The organism is Waltera acetigignens (assembly GCF_025567015.1).
Taxonomy (GTDB): Bacteria; Bacillota; Clostridia; order Lachnospirales; family Lachnospiraceae; genus Acetatifactor; species Acetatifactor acetigignens.
Genome location: NZ_JAOQJO010000001.1, coordinates 110,461 through 128,401 on the forward strand (window position 1 = coordinate 110,461; position 17,941 = coordinate 128,401).

Consider the following 17,941-nt stretch of genomic DNA (forward strand, 5'->3'; position numbering starts at 1 on the left):
CGTTTTCTGAGGGAGCAGAACGCAAAGGAGGCAGAGAATGCATAACGAAAAAGAAAGACCTACGGAATATTTCCCGGACGGAACTCCCATAGATGACTGGTTTTATGATATAGGGATGCCGGAGCTTGAGGAACTGGGCAGACCCTATGTCCTCACAGAGTACGGGATCTGGGACGACGGAAAAGTTTATACCAAAGAGATCCAGAAGGTGATCGACCTGGCGGCAGAAGAGGGCGGTGGTGTCCTGGTGGTGCCGCCGGGAACCTATCTGACGGGAGCACTTTATTTCAAACAGGGAGTGAATCTCTATGTTTCCGCCGGTGCGACGTTAAAGGGCAGCGATGATATCTCGGATTATGATCTGGCCGAGACCCGGATTGAGGGAGAGACCTGCCTGTATTTTACGGCACTGATCAATGCGGACGGTCTGAATGGATTTACCATGTGCGGACCGGGCACTATTGACGGTAACGGACTTAAGACCTGGAAAGCCTGCTGGCTGCGCTGGAAATGGAGTAACGGCACCAACAAGGATGGTCAGAGACCCCGGCTGGTCTATCTGTCCAACTGCAGAAATGTGCGGATCGCCGGTCTGAATTTACAGAATTCCCATTTCTGGACCACACATATTTATAAATGTGACCATGTAAAATACTTGAACTGCCATATTTATTCCCCGGCAGGTCCTGTTGCGGCACCCAGTACGGATGCCATTGATATCGATGTGTGTACGGATGTGTTGGTGAAAGGCTGTTATATGGAAGTCAATGACGACTCTGTGGTGCTAAAGGGCGGTAAGGGCCCCTGGGCGGACAGCCAGCCGGAGAACGGCTCCAATGAGCGGATTCTGGTGGAGGATTGTGTCTATGGCTTCTGCCATGGGTGTCTCACCTGCGGTTCGGAATCAGTACATAACCGCAATATCATCATGCGCAGGATTCAGATCAAGGGGGCAGCGAGACTGTTGTGGCTGAAAATGCGGCCAGACACCCCGCAGCACTATGAATATATCACGGTGGAGCAGATCGAAGGCCGGGTAAAGGAGTTCCTCAAGATTTATCCCTGGACCCAGTATTATGATCTGAAGGATCGGAAGGACCAACCGCTGTCTTATGCGGAGCATATCACGATGAAGGACTGTGACTGCGTCTGTGATACCTTTTTTGATGTGATGCCGGATGAGAGCCAGTATCTGCTTTCCGATTTTACCCTGCAGGATCTGCGGATCAGGGCAAGAGTGGATAACTTTTCGGAAGACAAGTTAAGAAGTGTAGTATATGAGAATGTACAGGTGGAAGAAAGTACGGAGCCTGTGGAGAGCTGGCATGAAGTGAAGGGCTTCCAATAATGAACCAGCATCGAAAGGTAAATTTACTTTAGTGCCTGCCATTTTGGAAAAATATTTTTTTGAACACTTTTTTGAAAATTCAGAAAGTTATCCACATCGTATGATTGCACGGGGGCGTTTTTCAAAAAAATGTTTATAAATTTCATTTCCTCTTGGCAGGCATCACCTTCTTTGCTAAAATAATCTCAGTTGTGGATTGCTTTATGCAATTCTCTTTTATATGATGTCGGGGTCAAAAGCCCCCGACTTTGATGCCTACGGATTGTTCCGTGCTACGCACTCCCACAATCCTACCCAATATTCGCATATCGTGGGATTATCATCCCACTTTTATGCTCATATCGGGGCGGGTCCTAAGGTCTTTCACCCACCTATGAGCAAGCTCATGTGGGCTTAGACCTTTTGACCCTGGCATCTTTTATATTTTATAATGAACGCTCTGCAGGAATCGCACTGCGACGGAATGGCGTGATGCCGCAACAGTGGTAGGAAACGGATGCCTGCCACAGAAAGGATCAATATGGCAAAGGTTTATATTAACGAAAAGAACAAAAAGGGACATATCAATCCGGAACTTTACGGCAATTTCTCTGAGCATCTGGGAAGATGTATTTATGAGGGATTGTATGTAGGAGAGGATTCCGAGATCCCCAATACCAAAGGCATGCGTAATGATGTGGTGGCAGCCCTGAAGGAGATGAAGCTTCCGGTACTGCGCTGGCCCGGTGGGTGCTTCGCAGACGAATACCATTGGAAGGACGGCATCGGCCCGAAGGAGAACCGCAAGAAAATGATAAACACTCATTGGGGTGGTGTGACCGAGGACAACAGCTTCGGTACCCATGAGTTCTTCGAACTGTGTGAACAGATCGGTTGTAAGACCTACATCAATGGCAATGTGGGAAGCGGTACCGTACAGGAGATGTCCGAGTGGGTAGAGTACATGACTTTCGACGGGGTATCTCCTATGGCAGACCTGCGTAGAAAAAACGGCAGAGAGAAAGCATGGAAGGTGGATTACTTCGGTGTCGGTAACGAAAATTGGGGATGCGGCGGCAATATGACCCCATCCTACTATGGCAATCTGTACCGCAGATACCAGACCTATGTGAGAAATTATGATCAGAAGCACCCGATTTTCAAAGTCTGTTGCGGCCCCAATGCGGGAGATACTTATTGGACTGAAAATGTGCTGAAGACCTGTTTTGAAAATGCACCGGAATGGATGCATGGCTTTATGGACGGACTTTCTCTGCATTACTATACACTGCCGGAGGATGACTGGTCTCACAAGGGAAGTGCACTGGACTTCGACGATGCAGCATGGTATAAGACGCTGGCAAAGGCTTTTAAGCTGGATGAACTGATTCATAAGCATTCTACGATCATGGACAAATATGATCCTGAGAAGAAGATCGGACTGATCTGCGATGAGTGGGGCACCTGGTATGATGTGGAGCCCGGCACGAATCCCGGATTTTTATACCAGCAGAGTACCATGCGTGATGCTCTGGTGGCCGGACTGTCTTTAAATATTTTCAACAAGCACTGTGACCGTGTGAAGATGGCAAACATCGCACAGTTTATCAACGTACTGCAGGCAGTGATCCTGACCGAGGGACCGAAGATGTTGCGTACCCCGACTTACCATGTATTCCATATGTACAAATACCATCAGGATGCGGATCTGGTGGAAAGCTATATCGATGGTGTGGAACAGATCGGTGAAGATGAAAAGTTCAAGGTTCCCAATTTACAGGAATCCGCTTCCGTGGATAAGGACGGTGTTGTGACCATCACCCTGAACAACCTGTCCATTGATAAGGCAGAAGAGGTGGAGATCGCTTTCGCAGAGTGTGATCCAAAGCACGTGACCGCTGCGATACTAACCAATGATATGCATGCTTACAACACCTTTGAGGATCCCGATAAGGTACACGAAGAAGTATTTACGGAGTATAAGATCGCAGATGGCAGGATCACCTTTACCATGCCGGCATGCAGTGTCGTTATGTTCCGGATAAAATAAGCGATAAGAACAATTATGGAAGAAGAAAAAATAAGAGAAACAATAAAATATCCCTGTCGGAAATGTCTGTTGCGGGAAATGGACAAGAATGCCTATATGGAGAATCTGTATGCCTACATAGACAGAATCGAAGAGGATAGTAAAGCAGATAAGGCGGTCTATGAAGACCGCCTTGCTGTATGTAAGGAATGTAAATATCTGAATGAGGGGCTGTGTGGTGCCTGCGGCTGCTTTGTGGAACTGAGGGCTGTAATCGCCGTCAACCGGTGTCCTTATGAGAAGTGGTAACTTCTAAGATCAAAGGGTTACCTTCTCAGGAACATATTTTTTCAGGGCTGCAGCCACGGCTCCCATACCGGAGCTTAATTCTGCAAAATACTGTTTTACCAGAGTATCCATGCCGATGGCGTGGAGGTTCACACCGAATATTTTCTCATTGGCAAGTAATGCGTCCAGCTTTGACAGATCCTTGGGAGCGGAACTCAGTTCGTAGTCTGCAACGTACTGACGGGCTTCCTCTAACAGGGGGTCGGAGCTGGGCGTAAATTCTCTGCCCTCATCATCGATTCCCATGAGATACCGGAGCCATCCGGCATAGACCAGAGGAATCAGCTTCAGGTCTTCCGTATGCAGGTCTGGAGAAGCTTCGTAAGCTTTGATGGTCTCGCCGAAGCGGATGGAAAGCTTCTGGGAGGTATCGGTAGCGATTCTCTGGGGAGAATCCGGCAGGAAGGGATTGGGGATCCTCACATTCACCACTTCGTCAATGAATTTCTTCGGATCCAGGATGCCGGGATTTACCACTACGGGAAGTCCTTCTTTGTAACCGATGACTTCCACCATATTTTTCAATAACGGGTTCTTCATCTCTTCGGAGATCAGGGTATATCCCAGAAGGCAGCCATAGATGGCCAGTGCGGTGTGCAGAGGATTCAGGCAGGTACATACCTTCATTTTCTCCACTTTGTCTACGGTCGCTCTGTCGGTGAAGATGATGCCGCCTTTGTCCAGTGCGGGTTTACCGTTCGGAAAAGCATCTTCAATGACCAGGTATTCGCATTCTTCCGCATTGACAAAGGGAGCGATATAGGTGTTTTTGGAAGTAACTACGGCATCCAGACCGCCGATATGATCCTCGGCCAGCATAGCTTCTACTTTGGCATCAGGTCTGGGGGTGATCTTGTCGATCATGCTCCAGGGGAAGGTGACTTTCGTCTGGTCATTGACGTAGCCTAAGAAGCCGGCTTCCACCAGTCCGTTGTCGGTCCATGCCTTGGCGAACGCATTGACAGCGGCATATAATTTGTCACCGTTATGGGAGCAGTTGTCCATGCTGACCATGGCAATGGGGAGCGCTCCGTGAGTGTATCTGGTATAAAGCAGGGAGACTATCTTGCCCAGGTAGCTTTCGGGGGCTTCGGGACCTTTTTCGAAGTCAGCGGCTACTGCGGGGAAGAATTCTCCTTTGGCATTGGCGGTAGCATAGCCTTTTTCAGTGATGGTAAAGCTGGCCATCTGGAGAGAAGGATTTTTAAAAATCTCCCGGAGACGTGCGTATTCTGCTTCGTTTTTACTGTCCAGGATCAGAGACTCCATGATGCTGCCTACGATGGTCTTTTCCACGGTGTTGTCGGCCTTTAAGGTGGCGAGAATGCTTAAATTGTCGTGGGGACGGTAGCTTTTTTCAATGATCTCGTAGTCATAGCCTTCCGCTGCGATGAGACCGGTATCCAGAACGCCGCTGTTTAACAGATTCTGTGCTACGTTGGCCTGAAAGGCACGGAAGATATTGCCGGCACCGAAGTGGATCCAGTGGGGATGTTCCACGGTGTTTTTATGAACGGTATCGTAATCGAATTCCGGCAGATGATAACCGGCAGCGAGAAATGCGTCCCGGTCGTCATGAAGACTTTTTAAGGTAAGTTCCATAATGGTTTCCTCCAAACTGATTTATGAGTTTTCAGGTGCGATGATTATTTCTGCTTATGGGACTTCTCGATAGCTTCCCACAGACCGTTTAAATAGGTGGCGCCTAAAGCTCTGTCGTACAGTCCGTATCCGGGCATGGCCACTTCATCCCAGATCATACGTCCGTGATCGGGACGGATGGGACCGTCAAAACCAATATCATAAAGAGCCAGCATGATCTCGTACATATCGAAGGTTCCATCGCTGGACAGATGTGCAGCCTCCTCAAAATCAGTAGGAGAGTTGAACTTCAGGTTTCTGACATGGGCGAAATGAATGCGGCCTTTCAGGGAGCGGATCATATCTGGCAGATCATTTTCCAGGTTGGTGCCGTAGGAACCGGAACAAAAGGTAACGCCATTGTGAGGGTTATCCACCATCTTCATCATACGCAGGATATTCTGCTTGTTGATGATGATACGGGGCAGTCCGAAAACACTCCACGCAGGATCGTCAGGGTGGATCGCCATGTTAATGTTGTATTTATCACAGGTGGGCATGATACGCTCCAGAAAATATTTCAGGTTGGCAAAAAGCTTTTCATCATCCACATCTTTGTACATTTCGAACAGTTCTTTGACATGAGCCATACGCTCAGGCTCCCAGCCGGGCATTACAGTGCCGTTCATATCGCCGGCAATGGATTCGAACATTTTGGCCGGATCAATAGCGTCTACAGCAGCCTGATTGTAAGCAAGGACTGTAGAACCGTCGGGACGCATTCTGGCAAGTTCGGTGCGTGTCCAGTCAAAGACCGGCATGAAATTGTAGCATACCATATGGATGCCTGCCTGGCCGAGCCGTTCCAGGGTAGTGATATAATTCTCTATATATTGTTCACGGTCGGGAGAACCAATCTTGATGGCATCGTGAATGTTGACACTCTCGATACCGGCCAGTTGTAAGCCGGCAGCTTCAATCTCAGTCTTTAGGGCCAGGATGTCATCCATTTCCCAGACTTCTCCGGGAGCGGTGCCGTAGAGAGTGGAGATGACTCCGGTGACACCGGGAATCTGACGGATCTGTTTTAAGGTAACCGTGTCGTACTTGCTGCCATACCAGCGTAATGTCATTTGCATAATAGAAATCCTCCTTGTAGGGAATGCTTTGGTTTCGTTTTTTGCTGTCTTAAGCATAGCAGAATGGTAAATGCATTAAAACTGCATGAATTGCTTGAAATAGTGCAAAAATTGCTATATAGTAAGACAGGGGATATAAACCATGGAAAATAAAAACTGAACAGAATGATACAGGAGAGAAAATGGATGGTCGTGAACAGAAAAAGCAGCCTGCGCTGCCGGGATGCGGCGGACGAACGGCAATATATGTTGAGCGGTGACTATGAGGTCTATGAGAAGGTAGGGGAGCCTGTCGGAGCGGTGTCGTTCCATTATCATGATTTTTATGAGCTGATCTATATTATAGAGGGGGAATTTTCTTCCCTGATCGAGGACCGGGCGGTGCGGATGCGGAAGGGAGATTTCCTGCTGATCGATAAGAATGTCATGCACAAATATCATCCCACGGAGAAGAAAATGGATTCGTCCCGCCGGATCATTTTGTGGATCAGTGATCAGATGCTGCGGGAGCTGGCGGTGGGAGAGCCGTTTCTTGCAGAATGCTTCTGGGGAGCGGGGCCGAAACTGTATCATTTCCCCATTTATTATGAGGAAATTTTGCGCGGATTTCTGCTAAAGCTTGCTATGTCGGAGATCTTAGAGGGGGATGATGTCCAGAACTGCGGAATCCGTAAGGTCATGGACAGAGGCAATTTGAGCCTGTTTTTTGGGTATCTGAATGTGTTGTGTAAACGGGAGGAATATTTGTCTTCCACACAGGAGATCGTGGATCATCCTCTGGTGGAGCAGGTGACCGGCTACATCGAGACCCATCTCAGCCAGGAGATCACAGTGGAGGAAGTGGCGGAGGCCGTGCACATGAGTAAGTATCATTTTCTGCGGAAATTCAAGGAGATCACCGGCATGACGGTGCATAACTTTATTGTGAACAAGCGGATTATTTCCGCCTGCCAGGCCATGGCGGAGGGGAAGAACATTACTGAGAGCTGGCAGCAGACCGGCTTTGCGGATTACTCCTCTTTCCTGCGGAATTTCCGGAAAATCTATGGCATTTCCCCAAAAGAGTACCGGGAAAATAACCGCAGCTTGATTATTTCCCAGTAAAGAGGTCGATTGCCGGGGCACCGACAGCATGAAACAGAATGTGGAAAAATAGGATTTTAATTATGCTAAGTAAGCTCATTTAATGCAAAAAAAATCATAATATGTTATACTGTATCTGTTATGCGCTGAGCACTGAATGAAGAGAACAAATGATAGAAGAACATAGGGATGTTATGATGGAAAATTATCAGGAAAAGTATAAAAAAGAATTATACCAGCAGGAGATCAACTCAAATATACACACACTAAAAGGTTTTTTCTGGATTTTTGTGACTATTCTGCTCCTCTGGCTGTTGACATTAGTGAGAATCTTTATTGTGGATGCCAGAATTTTTACCATGGCAGCAGGGGTGTCGGCGGTGATGGGAATTCCTGTTTTATACATTTATAAAAAGGTGGATCTGTCAAAGCATTGGGTAAAGTATGTGTTTTTGACACTGATCTGTATGATATCGGCAGTCATTGCGGCATTTTTGTCATTCCATGCGGTGCTTATCTATGTGTTGCCGTTGCTTTTGGCGGTACAGTACAGGGAGCGGATGACACTGTGGATCACCTATGTTGTCAATGACGTGACAATGGCTGTCAGTATGGTGACGGGATTCTATCACGGAATCTGTGATTTGAATATGCTCTTAGGAAGCAATCATTCCAGAGACTGGTATATGGAGCAGTGGATGGCGGGGACGCTGCAGTTTGGCATTGAGCCGGATCCGGTGTTCGTGATATTGTTCTACGGAGCGCTGCCCCGGGCGGTGATACTTCTGATATTCACCATTATTTTGCGGTATATCAGCATTACCAGCCACGAGGATGCACAGAGGATCGCTGATCTGACATATCGTAAGGAGACCGATCTGGGCACCCATGTATATAACAAGAACAAATATGAGGAAATGATCAATGATTACTATCCGCAGGTGGACAGACTGGCAGCTATTTTCTGGGATGTGAATAATCTGAAATGTGTCAATGACAAATATGGCCATGCCGCCGGAGATGTGTTGATCCAGACGTTGTCTTCCGTATTATATGAATTATCCACGGACAGACGTAAGGTCTATCGCATAGGCGGAGATGAATTTGTCATGCTGATCGAGAATCCGGTGGAAGCGGAGATCCAGTCCATGATCGAATCTGTCAGTGCTGCATTGCAGGAGAAAAACAGTCAGGGCGAGATGCCGGTCTCCAGTGCTGTGGGCTGGGCAGAAGGCTGTGGTGTGGATGTCCGTAAGATCATCAATGAAGCGGATACAAAGATGTATGAGAATAAGACGCGTGGAAAGGAATGCAGAAAATAGGATGGCAAACTGGGTAAGTGCAGGCTGCGGTGTCATTGCAAATGAGCTGGCGCAGGCTATGGAAAAAAGAGGACAGAAACTGTATGGTGTCGTGAACCGGACGCCGGAGAAGGCAGTGGCCTTTGCGGAAAAATACGGTGTGCAGAAGGTGTTTACGAGCTTTCAGGATGTATGTGCGGATCCTGCGGTGGATATCATTTATATTTCCACACCCCATAACACTCACATTCACTTTCTGCGGAAAGCGCTGGCAGCTGGCAAGCATGTGCTGTGCGAAAAATCCATTACGCTGAATTCCGAAGAACTGGAAGAGGCAGTGCAGCTGGCGAAGGAGCATGGTGTGGTGCTGGCGGAAGCTATGACTATCTATCATATGCCGATTTATAAAGAACTGAAAAAACGCATGGATGCCGGAAAATTCGGAGAATTGCGTGTGATACAGATGAATTTCGGAAGTTATAAGGAATACGATATGAAGAACCGGTTCTTCAACCGGAATCTGGCCGGAGGAGCATTGCTGGACATCGGTGTGTATGCCCTTTCCTTTGTCAGAATGTTCTTAAATTCCTGCCCGGATCAGATTACTTCGCAGGTGAAGCTTGCACCTACCGGTGTGGACGAGCAGGCGGGAATACTTCTGATGAACCGGGAGCAGGAGATGGCAACGGTCACATTGTCCCTGCATGCCAAGCAGCCCAAACGGGGCATGATCTCTTTTGACAAGGCTTACGTGGAAATGTATGAGTATCCCAGAGGGCAGAAAGCAGTGATCACGTACACGGAAGACGGACACACCGAGGAAATTGTGGCGGGAGCTACGGCAGACGCACTGGGATACGAGGTGGAGGATATGGAACAGGCCATCGCCGGACATCCGGAATTAATGAAGCTTGAGCTTACCGAGGATGTTATGAAAATGATGACCCGGATCCGAAAAGACTGGGGACTGACTTATCCAGAGGAAGAGCGTGCCACGGAAAAAATCTGAGGAGCATTCCTGATGCAGTTCCTGACAGGCTCCATGATCTCTGTGGTGATCTGTGTGGCAGCCTTTGTATGGATGAAAAAACACCCGGGAAAAAGCTGACTTCCGGGTGCTTTATCTTATCTCGCTAAACTTAGAAGAAGTTTTTGCAGCGCATAAGAGTCACCATCCATAACTGTAAAGCGGGCTTTTTTTGGTGGCTCATCTGCGGAACCGGAAGAGGTGGCGGTGTGCAGGTAACAGCAGTCGATCCCCGCAGCTATAGCACCTGCCAGGTCTCTGGTACGCTCGTTGCCGGTCATCAGACAGTCGGTGAAATCTAATCCGTAGCGGTCAAACAGGATCTGAAAAAAAGCGGGATCCGGCTTGCAGCAGCCCTCGTCAGAGGAGATAAGGATACCGTCGAACAGATCCCAGAGTCCCAGCGAGCGCAGCTCGTATTCGGTGAAGATCCGCTGGGCATTGGACAGGAGGTAGATCCCACAGCCTTTTGCATGGAGCTGCTGCAGTGTGCCGATCGTGGCGGGATAGCATTGTAAAATATTGAGGGATTCGATCCGGAAGAACTGACCGGTAGCGGTCAGAAGAGCCTCTGTGGGTTGGATCCCTTTTTCGACATAAAGAGTTCGAAAAATATCTGCGGCGCAGATCTCCGGACAGGTGTAAGATGAGGGAACCTTGCTGGCAGCCGTTTCCAGCTGGCGATATCTGTTCCTCAGTTCCCTCCCCGTATAGGAAGCACCCTGGAAGGAATAGAACAGCGCAAGCCTTTTCCAGAGGGAAGTTTTATTTTCATTAGTGTGGATGTCTACTAAGGTGCCGTAGAGATCAAAGATAAAATTATGATACATGGAAGACCTAATTTCTTGTGGTGAAAAACCTTATTCCAGGGAAAATCAGGACGGCTCTTTTCTCAAGCGGAGGCAGAGCCGATAGATATAGTGTAGCATTTCTTGCATTTTTTAACAATTAAAAATATAATGATACCAGGGGCAAAAGGTCTAAGCCCACACGAGCTTGCTCATAAGTGGGTGAAAGACCTTTTGACTCCGACGGAACTATTCAGAACCATGAAATTATGAAGCTTTTGTACCGCTGGATAAAGAAAACAGGAGCGACCGGCGGTATGCAGGGAGAGTACCGATGATACGAAATACTGGTCCGGGGAAGAGACTTCTGGCAGCAGGGATTGTACTTATACTAGGCATGACCGGCTGTGGAACAGACAATGAATTATCTCTGACAGGGACGGAAGAGACAGGAATAGAAGTAATGGCCACGGTGGATTTCACAGAAGAGGCTGCCACCGGGGAGAATGCACCGGATGTCACGGATGGGGATGCCGCCACCGGGGATGCAGAGCAGACTACGGCGGACCGCATGGCGGGACGGACGAAGGTAAAGGGAATCTACGTCACCGGCCCGAAGGCTGGCAGTGGCGGAATGGAAGATCTGATCCGCCTGGTGGATGAGACGGAACTGAATGCCATGGTCATCGACGTGAAAAACGACGAGGGAAATTTGACGTTCCGGCTGACTAATGAGGAGATTCCACAGGACATTCCCGTGCTGGACCGGATATCCGAAATGCAGGCCGGAATACGTTACATCCGGGACATTCAGACAATGATGCAGGAATTGAAAGATCATAATATATATACCATTGCGCGGATCGTATGCTTTAAGGATCCCATTCTGGCGGCGGCACAGCCGGAACTGGCACTGACGAAGCCGGACGGTAAGCCGGTGACAGATGCCAATGGACTGGCCTGGGTAAATCCCTACAGGCAGGAGGTCTGGGAATATCTGACAGAGCTTGCGGAGATGGCGGCAGATCTGGGTTTTGATGAGATCCAGTATGATTATGTGCGATTCCCGGTAGGTTCGGATGCCGATGCGGCAGATTACGGTGTGGATATGGAAGCCTATCCGAAACGGCAGGCTATACAGGATTTTCTCTCCTATGCGGGAGACAGACTTCACGAAAAGGGCTGTGTGGTCACGGCAGATGTCTTCGGCACTATTATCGGCAGCGAGACGGATGTGCAGACCGTAGGGCAGGATTACACGGCACTGGGACAGACAGTGGATGCCATCAGCCCTATGGTATATCCCTCTCATTATGCTAACGGTGTGTTTGGTCTGAAGGTGCCGGATGCCCATCCTTACGAAACGGTATCGGCCGCCATGCAGGGGTCTGCAGAAGAATTGCAGGAGATTCCGGAAGCGGAACGGGCCGTGGTAAGACCCTGGCTGCAGGCATTTACGGCCACCTGGGTTCCTGGGCATATCTCCTATAACGGAACCCAGATCCGGGAACAGATCCAGGCAGTCTACGATGCGGGATATGAAGAATGGATCCTGTGGAATGCAACGAACCGCTATTCTCCGGATGGATTACTTGCCGCAGGAGAAGAGAAGCAATAGCGGCAGAAGCTGGCTTTATAACAAATCCGGGCAGGAGCACAGGCCAGGAGCCCGGTCTGATAGGAGCATAAGATGAAAGTAGTCAATAAGATCATGATAGGAATTGCAGTGTTGTGTCTGCTGTTGTGTGGCGGAATCCTGGTATTCGCATTGAACCCCGATATGACCAGTTCTCTGGCGCAGAAACTGTATGGCAATACAGTGGATATGCCCCCTGGGACCGAAGAGACCGGGGAAGGACAGACTTCCGGGAATGGAAATATCAGTGTGACGCTTCCTAATGGTATGCCGGGGGAAATGAACGGCTACGTGGCGCCGTCCATGGATCAGATGCAGATTCCGGAGGATGTCAGCGGCAGGACAGGATTTACTCCCGTGCAGCCGGAAGAACAGCAGATTCCGGATCAGGAAGCACAGAATCTGAAGGAAACATTAGGTTCCGGAGAAACGGGAGAGGGGCTGTCATTTTCCGCAGAGGAGTATCCGTATTATCAGATGTTGTCGGAGAATCAGCAGTCCGTATACCGGCAGATTTATGCCAACGCACAGAACCTGACGGAAAAGTTTGCACCGGAGAAGACCGTGTCTGCCAGTGATGTAAAGACAGCGTTTGAGGCGGTGATCGGTGATCATCCGGAAATGTTCTGGCTGGAGACGGGTTATTCCAGCAAATATCTGACCAACGGGCAATGCGTGGAGATCGATTTAAAATATAACAGTACGGCAGATGATCTGGAGAGCGCAAAGCAAAGATTTGATGCGGCGGCACAGAATCTGATTACCGGGGCAGCGTCCCTTGACAGCAATTATGAAAAAGAGAAATATGTGCATGATGCACTGGCATCGGCAGTGACCTATGATCTGACAGCGGATATGAACCAGAGTGCTTACAGTGCACTGGTGAATGGGAAGAGCGTGTGTGCCGGTTATGCCAGAGCTTATCAGTATCTGTTACAGCAGCTGGGAATTCCCTGTTATTACTGCACCGGTTATTCCGGTGGGGATCATGCCTGGAATATCGTAAAGCTGGAGGATGGTTATTACAATGTGGATGTGACCTGGGATGACGCAGCGGCCATCCGATATGACTATTTTAACAAGACGGATGCAGATTTTGCCTCCACCCATATAAGACAGAATCTGTCGGTGTATCTGCCGGCCTGCAACGGTACCGCTTACAGACAGGAAAATACCACAGGGGCAGCGGGTACCGGTCAGCCGTCTGAAGCAGGCGGAGCCACACCGGATCCGGACGCAGGCACCACACCCTCCGGCGGTCAGACAGACGGGAGCGTTACAGATCCCGGACAGCAGGGAGACGGTACGCAGGAACCGGAGCAGCCTGGCAGCTCTCTCAGTGATTATATCAATCCGGATCCTCAGGAGCCGTTGCGTTATCCCTCCGGCAATACCGCAGGCTCTGCAGGCAATACCACAACTGCCGCTACGCCGGAGCCCAGAGCCGATGCGCTGACGGATTTAAGTTCCTATTATGAAGACTGCAGGAAGCAGCTGACCGGCCTGGGAAGTGGTGACCAGCATTTTGACAATGTTGTGCCTAAGAGCCTGTGGAGTACCATTGAGCAATCCTATCATACCGGAGCCTACGAGCAGGGATATGTGGTGGATGTGTTGAAAAATCTCGGTATGGAGTATTTTGCAATACAGCTGCAGCTGGTGGATATCGGAGACGGATATTACAGAGTGTATCATAACGTTGTGACCTATTAGGAAACAGATAAGAAACACTGGTATCGAAAGGTATCGGTGTTTTTAAATTATAGAAATAAAAATAAGAATCATTACTAATATTATTGACAGATAATTTCAACTGTGTTATCATCAGGATAAAGAAAATAAGTAATGTTAAGAAAATAAAATATGGTAGATAAGAGATACTAAAAAGGAAGCGAAACAGGCTGAAGGAGAAAAGGAGAGAATATAATGAATAAGAAGGCAATGCACAAATTAAGTTATGGATTATATATCGTAACGACGAAAGATGGAGAGAAAGCAAACGGTTGTATCGTCAATACTGCGATTCAGGCGGCATCCACTCCGAATCAGCTCTGCATATGCATCAACAAGGCAAATTATACCCATGATATGGTGTTAAAGACCGGCGTGTTCAACGTATCGGTGCTTAGTAAGACAGCACTATTCCCTCTATATCAGCGCTTTGGTTTCCAATCCGGCCGGGAAGTGGACAAATTCGCAGACTACACAGCGTATAAAAATGCGGAGAATGGCGTGCCCTACATCATAGAAGGCACAAATGCTTATCTGGCGGTAAAGGTCAGTCAGACCGTGGATCTGGGATCCCACACCATGTTCATTGGTGAAGTGACAGAGATGGAAGTGTTAAGTGAGGAGCCATCGGCAAACTATGAGTACTATCAAGAAGAGGTAAAGCCAAAGCCGGAGGAAGTGGGAAAAACCGCAGACGGCCAGACGGTATGGCGCTGCACCATCTGCGGTTACGAATACGTGGGCGAGGAACTGCCGGAAGATTTTATCTGTCCGCTGTGCAAACACCCAGCTTCCGATTTTGAAAAGGTGATCAAAAATTAATCCAGTGGTTTTAATAAGGTGAAATGACTGCGCTGTGTCCGGAGGATGCCAAGCTTTGTGAGCTTGCCCAGCTCTGCGGACATGGCGCTCCTTTCTACCCCGAGATAATCCGCCAGCTCCTGCCGGTTGAAAGGGATGGTAAAATCGTTGCTCCTTTTCAATTTTGCCTGATCGGTAAGATAGGCCATCAGTTTTTCCCGGGTGGTCTTACGGGAGGTATATTTGATCTTCTGATTCAGATACATATTTTTCTGCGCTACGATTCCTAGGAGATTGCGTATCAGGGTATGATGGAAAGTGCAGCTGTTGTCGCAGGTGTTTAACAGTGTTTTCCCATTTAGGAACATCACTGTACAGTCCTCTGCTGCCACAATATCCACGGGAAGATATGGAATTCCTGCACAGGCAAAAGCCTCCCCAAACAGGGAATCCGGGGGGATAGAAGCGGTGATATTGCGGTTGCCGTAATAATCGTCCTGTAGGATGTGAACGGAGCCGGATTCGATAATGCCGATGAAATCCGCAGGATCACCGGCATGCTTGATGTATTCTTCCTTTTGATAGGATTTCGTATATGCATTCAGACGCTTCAGCATAACAGGGATATCTTCGGGTAAAATATTTTGAAAAAGAGTGCTAGTCATAATGAATTCTCCTTTTGTTGGAAAATCAACATACTTGATGGGATGATTCTAGTATAATCACCTCAGAAAGTCAAGGAGAGCTCTGGTGGGAGCATGCCGGGCAGGCACAATAACGATGTGTTTAAGAAAGGATGGACAACGATGTATAAAAATATCGACAAGCAGACCAAATTAACTCTGAAGGAACTGGTGGAATACCAGGAGGGCCAGGTAGTCAGCAAGACTCTGGTACAGAACGATTATGTGAGCATGACAATCTTTTCCTTTGACAAGGGCGAGGAGATATCTACCCATGCAGCAGGCGGAGATGCCATGGTGACCGTTCTGGAAGGCAAGGGCAGATTTACCGTAGGCGACGAGGTATTCTATGTGGAAGAGGGCGAGACACTGATCATGCCCAAGGATATTCCTCACGCAGTATACGGTGAAGAGAGATTCAAGATGCAGCTGACCGTGTCTTTCTAAATTATAAGTCGTGCTGTATATACCGCTTGTGTGGAACTAATATTCATGCAGGCGGTATTTTTTTGCCCTTTGTGTTCAGAATTTTACCGCTGGAGCTGGGCGAGAACATGATGGTGCCCATAGGTTGGACTGGTTCACTATCGGTTCTTTTTATGAGGCCATTGGTCATAAGCTGGAAGGAGAAGCGCTGCTTACGATTAATCGCAGGACGCTGGAGAAGATGATTTTGTATGCGAAGGAAATAATGATTTTGTTGGAAAAACAACATAACAACCAGCTTAAGTCTGCTATAGTATTCGAAGAGACAAAGAGAACAGCAAAATTAAGGAGGCAACATGATTCGAAAAATCATTCATATTGATGAAGAAAAATGCAATGGTTGTGGTATTTGTGCGACCGCATGTCACGAGGGTGCGATAGATATTATTGATGGCAAGGCAAAATTGGTCAGGGAGCATTTCTGCGACGGCTTCGGTGACTGCCTGCCGGGGTGTCCCACGGGAGCCATCACCTTCGAAGAGCGGGAGGCACCGGCCTATGATGAGGCGGCAGTAAAGCAGGCACAGCAGCTGAAACAACAGGAAAAGATGCAACGGGAAGGTATGCAGATTCCCCATGGAGGATGCCCAGGAAGCAGAATGCGTCAGATGAACCGGACGGAGAACGCAGAAATTGTGGCAGAGAGTAGTGCGACAATGAAATCCCAGTTGTGTAACTGGCCGGTCCAGATCAAACTGGCACCTTTGCAGGCACCGTATTTTGACGGGGCAAAACTGCTCATCGCGGCAGACTGTACCGCATATGCTTATGCAAATTTTCATAAGGAGTTCATTCGCGGCAAAGTGACGCTGATCGGCTGTCCGAAGCTGGATGCAGTGAATTACAGCGAGAAGCTGACGGAGATTCTGCGGAACAACGACATTCAGTCCGTGACCATCGTGCGCATGGAAGTGCCCTGTTGCGGAGGACTGGAAATGGCGGCAAAGAAGGCTATACAGGACAGCGGAAAGTTCCTGCCCTGGCAGGTAGTGACCATCTCCATTGACGGAGAAATTTTGGAATAATCAGGATTGCCTGTACGGAAAGCAGGCATCTGAAAAATGGAGGTTTGTAGGAAAATGCAGGGAGACAGAATCATCAGCGCCCTGATCGGCTTGGTGGGAGCCATGTCTAATAATGGCAAAACAGAGCGGACGGACAGTGTGGTCCGGGAAGCATTTCTGCGGTTGACAGACGGCGATAGCGAAGAAGAGACAGTCCAGAAGATTCATGCGGAGAAATTCGCCATTGCACCGGACTGCGCTACCTGTCTCAACCCCTGTGGCAATACTTCAGATTGCGATATGTCGCAATTTTACGCAGCAGATGCGAAGATCATCGCGGCAAAGCGGGATCTGATTGAGGCTATTTGTAAAAAAATGAGTTCATCGGAGATCATTCCGGAAACAGTGTATCAGGGAATTGCTTATCTGGGATATGATCTGGAGCCGGAGGCTTATGCGCAGATACAGCAGAAGATTATGTGCTATGATTTGATTCAATAAATTGAGAGTTAGTGAAATACATTGGCAAAATTCACGAACTCCCGGAGCATGCGATACACATGTCTCGATGTAAGGTCTCCAGATGTGAATTTTCTACGAAAAGTGATGAGTGGTTCTCGTCATGACGGGGCCGCCTACAGTCGACATCCATGTCGACAATCGGCTGACGCGGACATCGTGTCCGCTTTCCCCCTGTCTTTCAGCACTTTTCTAGAAAATATCAACATCCTCCGACAAACATCTTCGACATGGCACCGCATACTCCGGGAGTTCTGCGTTTTGGAAAGCTTTCAAAAACCAGTAGCCCCGGCTGGGTATAAGAATAAGCAGTGCCGTAAGCAGACGTCGGTACCATAGCGTCCCAAGGGACGCATTGCGGTCGTATTGTGACCGCTTATGTACCGCTACGCTCTGCGACAGAGCGCGAGCGTGCCGCGTTTCTTATACCCTGCCAAGGGCTACGGGATTATTTCACT

Annotated in this window: 16 protein-coding genes; 12 read left to right on the plus strand and 4 right to left on the minus strand. The window is 48.6% G+C overall.

Annotation, left to right across the window (positions count from 1 at the left end):
* Positions 1 to 37: 37 nt before the first annotated feature.
* From OCV96_RS00540 to OCV96_RS00550, 3 genes are all read left to right on the plus strand, one after another.
* Positions 38 to 1,348, plus strand: coding sequence for a glycoside hydrolase family 28 protein (locus OCV96_RS00540; protein WP_262593230.1), 1,311 nt, complete (start codon positions 38 to 40; stop codon positions 1,346 to 1,348).
* A gap of 520 nt (positions 1,349 to 1,868) precedes the next feature.
* Positions 1,869 to 3,377 (plus strand): alpha-N-arabinofuranosidase, encoded by a 1,509-nt coding sequence (locus OCV96_RS00545; RefSeq protein WP_262593231.1) that lies wholly within the window; start codon positions 1,869 to 1,871, stop codon positions 3,375 to 3,377.
* Positions 3,378 to 3,392: 15 nt separating this feature from the next.
* Positions 3,393 to 3,665, plus strand: coding sequence for a DUF6171 family protein (locus OCV96_RS00550; RefSeq protein WP_262593232.1), 273 nt, complete (start codon positions 3,393 to 3,395; stop codon positions 3,663 to 3,665).
* Between the two features lie 9 nt (positions 3,666 to 3,674).
* Here OCV96_RS00550 and OCV96_RS00555 read toward each other — a convergent pair whose 3' ends face one another.
* A complete protein-coding gene (locus tag OCV96_RS00555) occupies positions 3,675 to 5,306 on the minus strand; it encodes a mannitol dehydrogenase family protein (RefSeq protein WP_262593233.1) in 1,632 nt (543 codons plus the stop codon).
* Positions 5,307 to 5,350: 44 nt separating this feature from the next.
* Positions 5,351 to 6,424, minus strand: a complete 1,074-nt coding sequence (uxuA, locus tag OCV96_RS00560) for a mannonate dehydratase (protein WP_022313440.1) — start codon at positions 6,422 to 6,424, stop codon at positions 5,351 to 5,353.
* 186 nt (positions 6,425 to 6,610) lie between these two features.
* On the opposite strand from uxuA, the gene OCV96_RS00565 reads away from it, so the two are divergent.
* The 3 genes from OCV96_RS00565 (at position 6,611) to OCV96_RS00575 (ending at position 9,817) form a co-directional block, all read left to right on the plus strand.
* Complete coding sequence (locus OCV96_RS00565; protein WP_262593234.1) at positions 6,611 to 7,528, plus strand: AraC family transcriptional regulator; 918 nt, start codon at positions 6,611 to 6,613, stop codon at positions 7,526 to 7,528.
* Positions 7,529 to 7,677: 149 nt separating this feature from the next.
* Positions 7,678 to 8,829, plus strand: coding sequence for a GGDEF domain-containing protein (locus OCV96_RS00570; RefSeq protein ID WP_262593235.1), 1,152 nt, complete (start codon positions 7,678 to 7,680; stop codon positions 8,827 to 8,829).
* Position 8,830: 1 nt separating this feature from the next.
* Positions 8,831 to 9,817 carry a Gfo/Idh/MocA family protein gene (locus tag OCV96_RS00575; protein WP_117465066.1) on the plus strand — a complete coding sequence of 329 codons (987 nt, stop codon included), beginning with the start codon at positions 8,831 to 8,833 and terminating at the stop codon, positions 9,815 to 9,817.
* 116 nt (positions 9,818 to 9,933) lie between these two features.
* Here OCV96_RS00575 and OCV96_RS00580 read toward each other — a convergent pair whose 3' ends face one another.
* Entirely contained in the window at positions 9,934 to 10,665 is a 732-nt protein-coding gene (locus tag OCV96_RS00580; protein ID WP_262593236.1) for an HAD family hydrolase, read from the minus strand.
* 292 nt (positions 10,666 to 10,957) lie between these two features.
* On the opposite strand from OCV96_RS00580, the gene OCV96_RS00585 reads away from it, so the two are divergent.
* From OCV96_RS00585 to OCV96_RS00595, 3 genes are all read left to right on the plus strand, one after another.
* A complete protein-coding gene (locus OCV96_RS00585; protein ID WP_262593237.1) occupies positions 10,958 to 12,241 on the plus strand; it encodes a putative glycoside hydrolase in 1,284 nt (427 codons plus the stop codon).
* Positions 12,242 to 12,313: 72 nt separating this feature from the next.
* Complete coding sequence (locus tag OCV96_RS00590; RefSeq protein WP_262593238.1) at positions 12,314 to 13,972, plus strand: transglutaminase domain-containing protein; 1,659 nt, start codon at positions 12,314 to 12,316, stop codon at positions 13,970 to 13,972.
* 213 nt (positions 13,973 to 14,185) lie between these two features.
* Positions 14,186 to 14,812, plus strand: a complete 627-nt coding sequence (locus OCV96_RS00595; protein ID WP_117465071.1) for a flavin reductase — start codon at positions 14,186 to 14,188, stop codon at positions 14,810 to 14,812.
* On the opposite strand, the gene OCV96_RS00600 is transcribed toward OCV96_RS00595, so the two are convergent.
* A complete protein-coding gene (locus OCV96_RS00600) occupies positions 14,809 to 15,456 on the minus strand; it encodes a Crp/Fnr family transcriptional regulator (protein ID WP_022313576.1) in 648 nt (215 codons plus the stop codon). The genes OCV96_RS00595 and OCV96_RS00600 overlap by 4 nt on opposite strands.
* A gap of 141 nt (positions 15,457 to 15,597) precedes the next feature.
* Between OCV96_RS00600 and OCV96_RS00605 the strand changes: the two genes are divergently transcribed.
* The 3 genes from OCV96_RS00605 to OCV96_RS00615 all read left to right on the plus strand — a co-directional run bounded on the left by OCV96_RS00605 (position 15,598) and on the right by OCV96_RS00615 (position 17,465).
* Positions 15,598 to 15,921, plus strand: a complete 324-nt coding sequence (locus tag OCV96_RS00605) for a cupin domain-containing protein (protein ID WP_118538123.1) — start codon at positions 15,598 to 15,600, stop codon at positions 15,919 to 15,921.
* A 335-nt stretch (positions 15,922 to 16,256) separates the two neighbouring features.
* Positions 16,257 to 16,985, plus strand: coding sequence for a 4Fe-4S binding protein (locus OCV96_RS00610; RefSeq protein ID WP_022313574.1), 729 nt, complete (start codon positions 16,257 to 16,259; stop codon positions 16,983 to 16,985).
* Between the two features lie 54 nt (positions 16,986 to 17,039).
* A complete protein-coding gene (locus OCV96_RS00615) occupies positions 17,040 to 17,465 on the plus strand; it encodes a hypothetical protein (RefSeq protein ID WP_119623835.1) in 426 nt (141 codons plus the stop codon).
* Positions 17,466 to 17,941 lie beyond the last annotated feature (476 nt).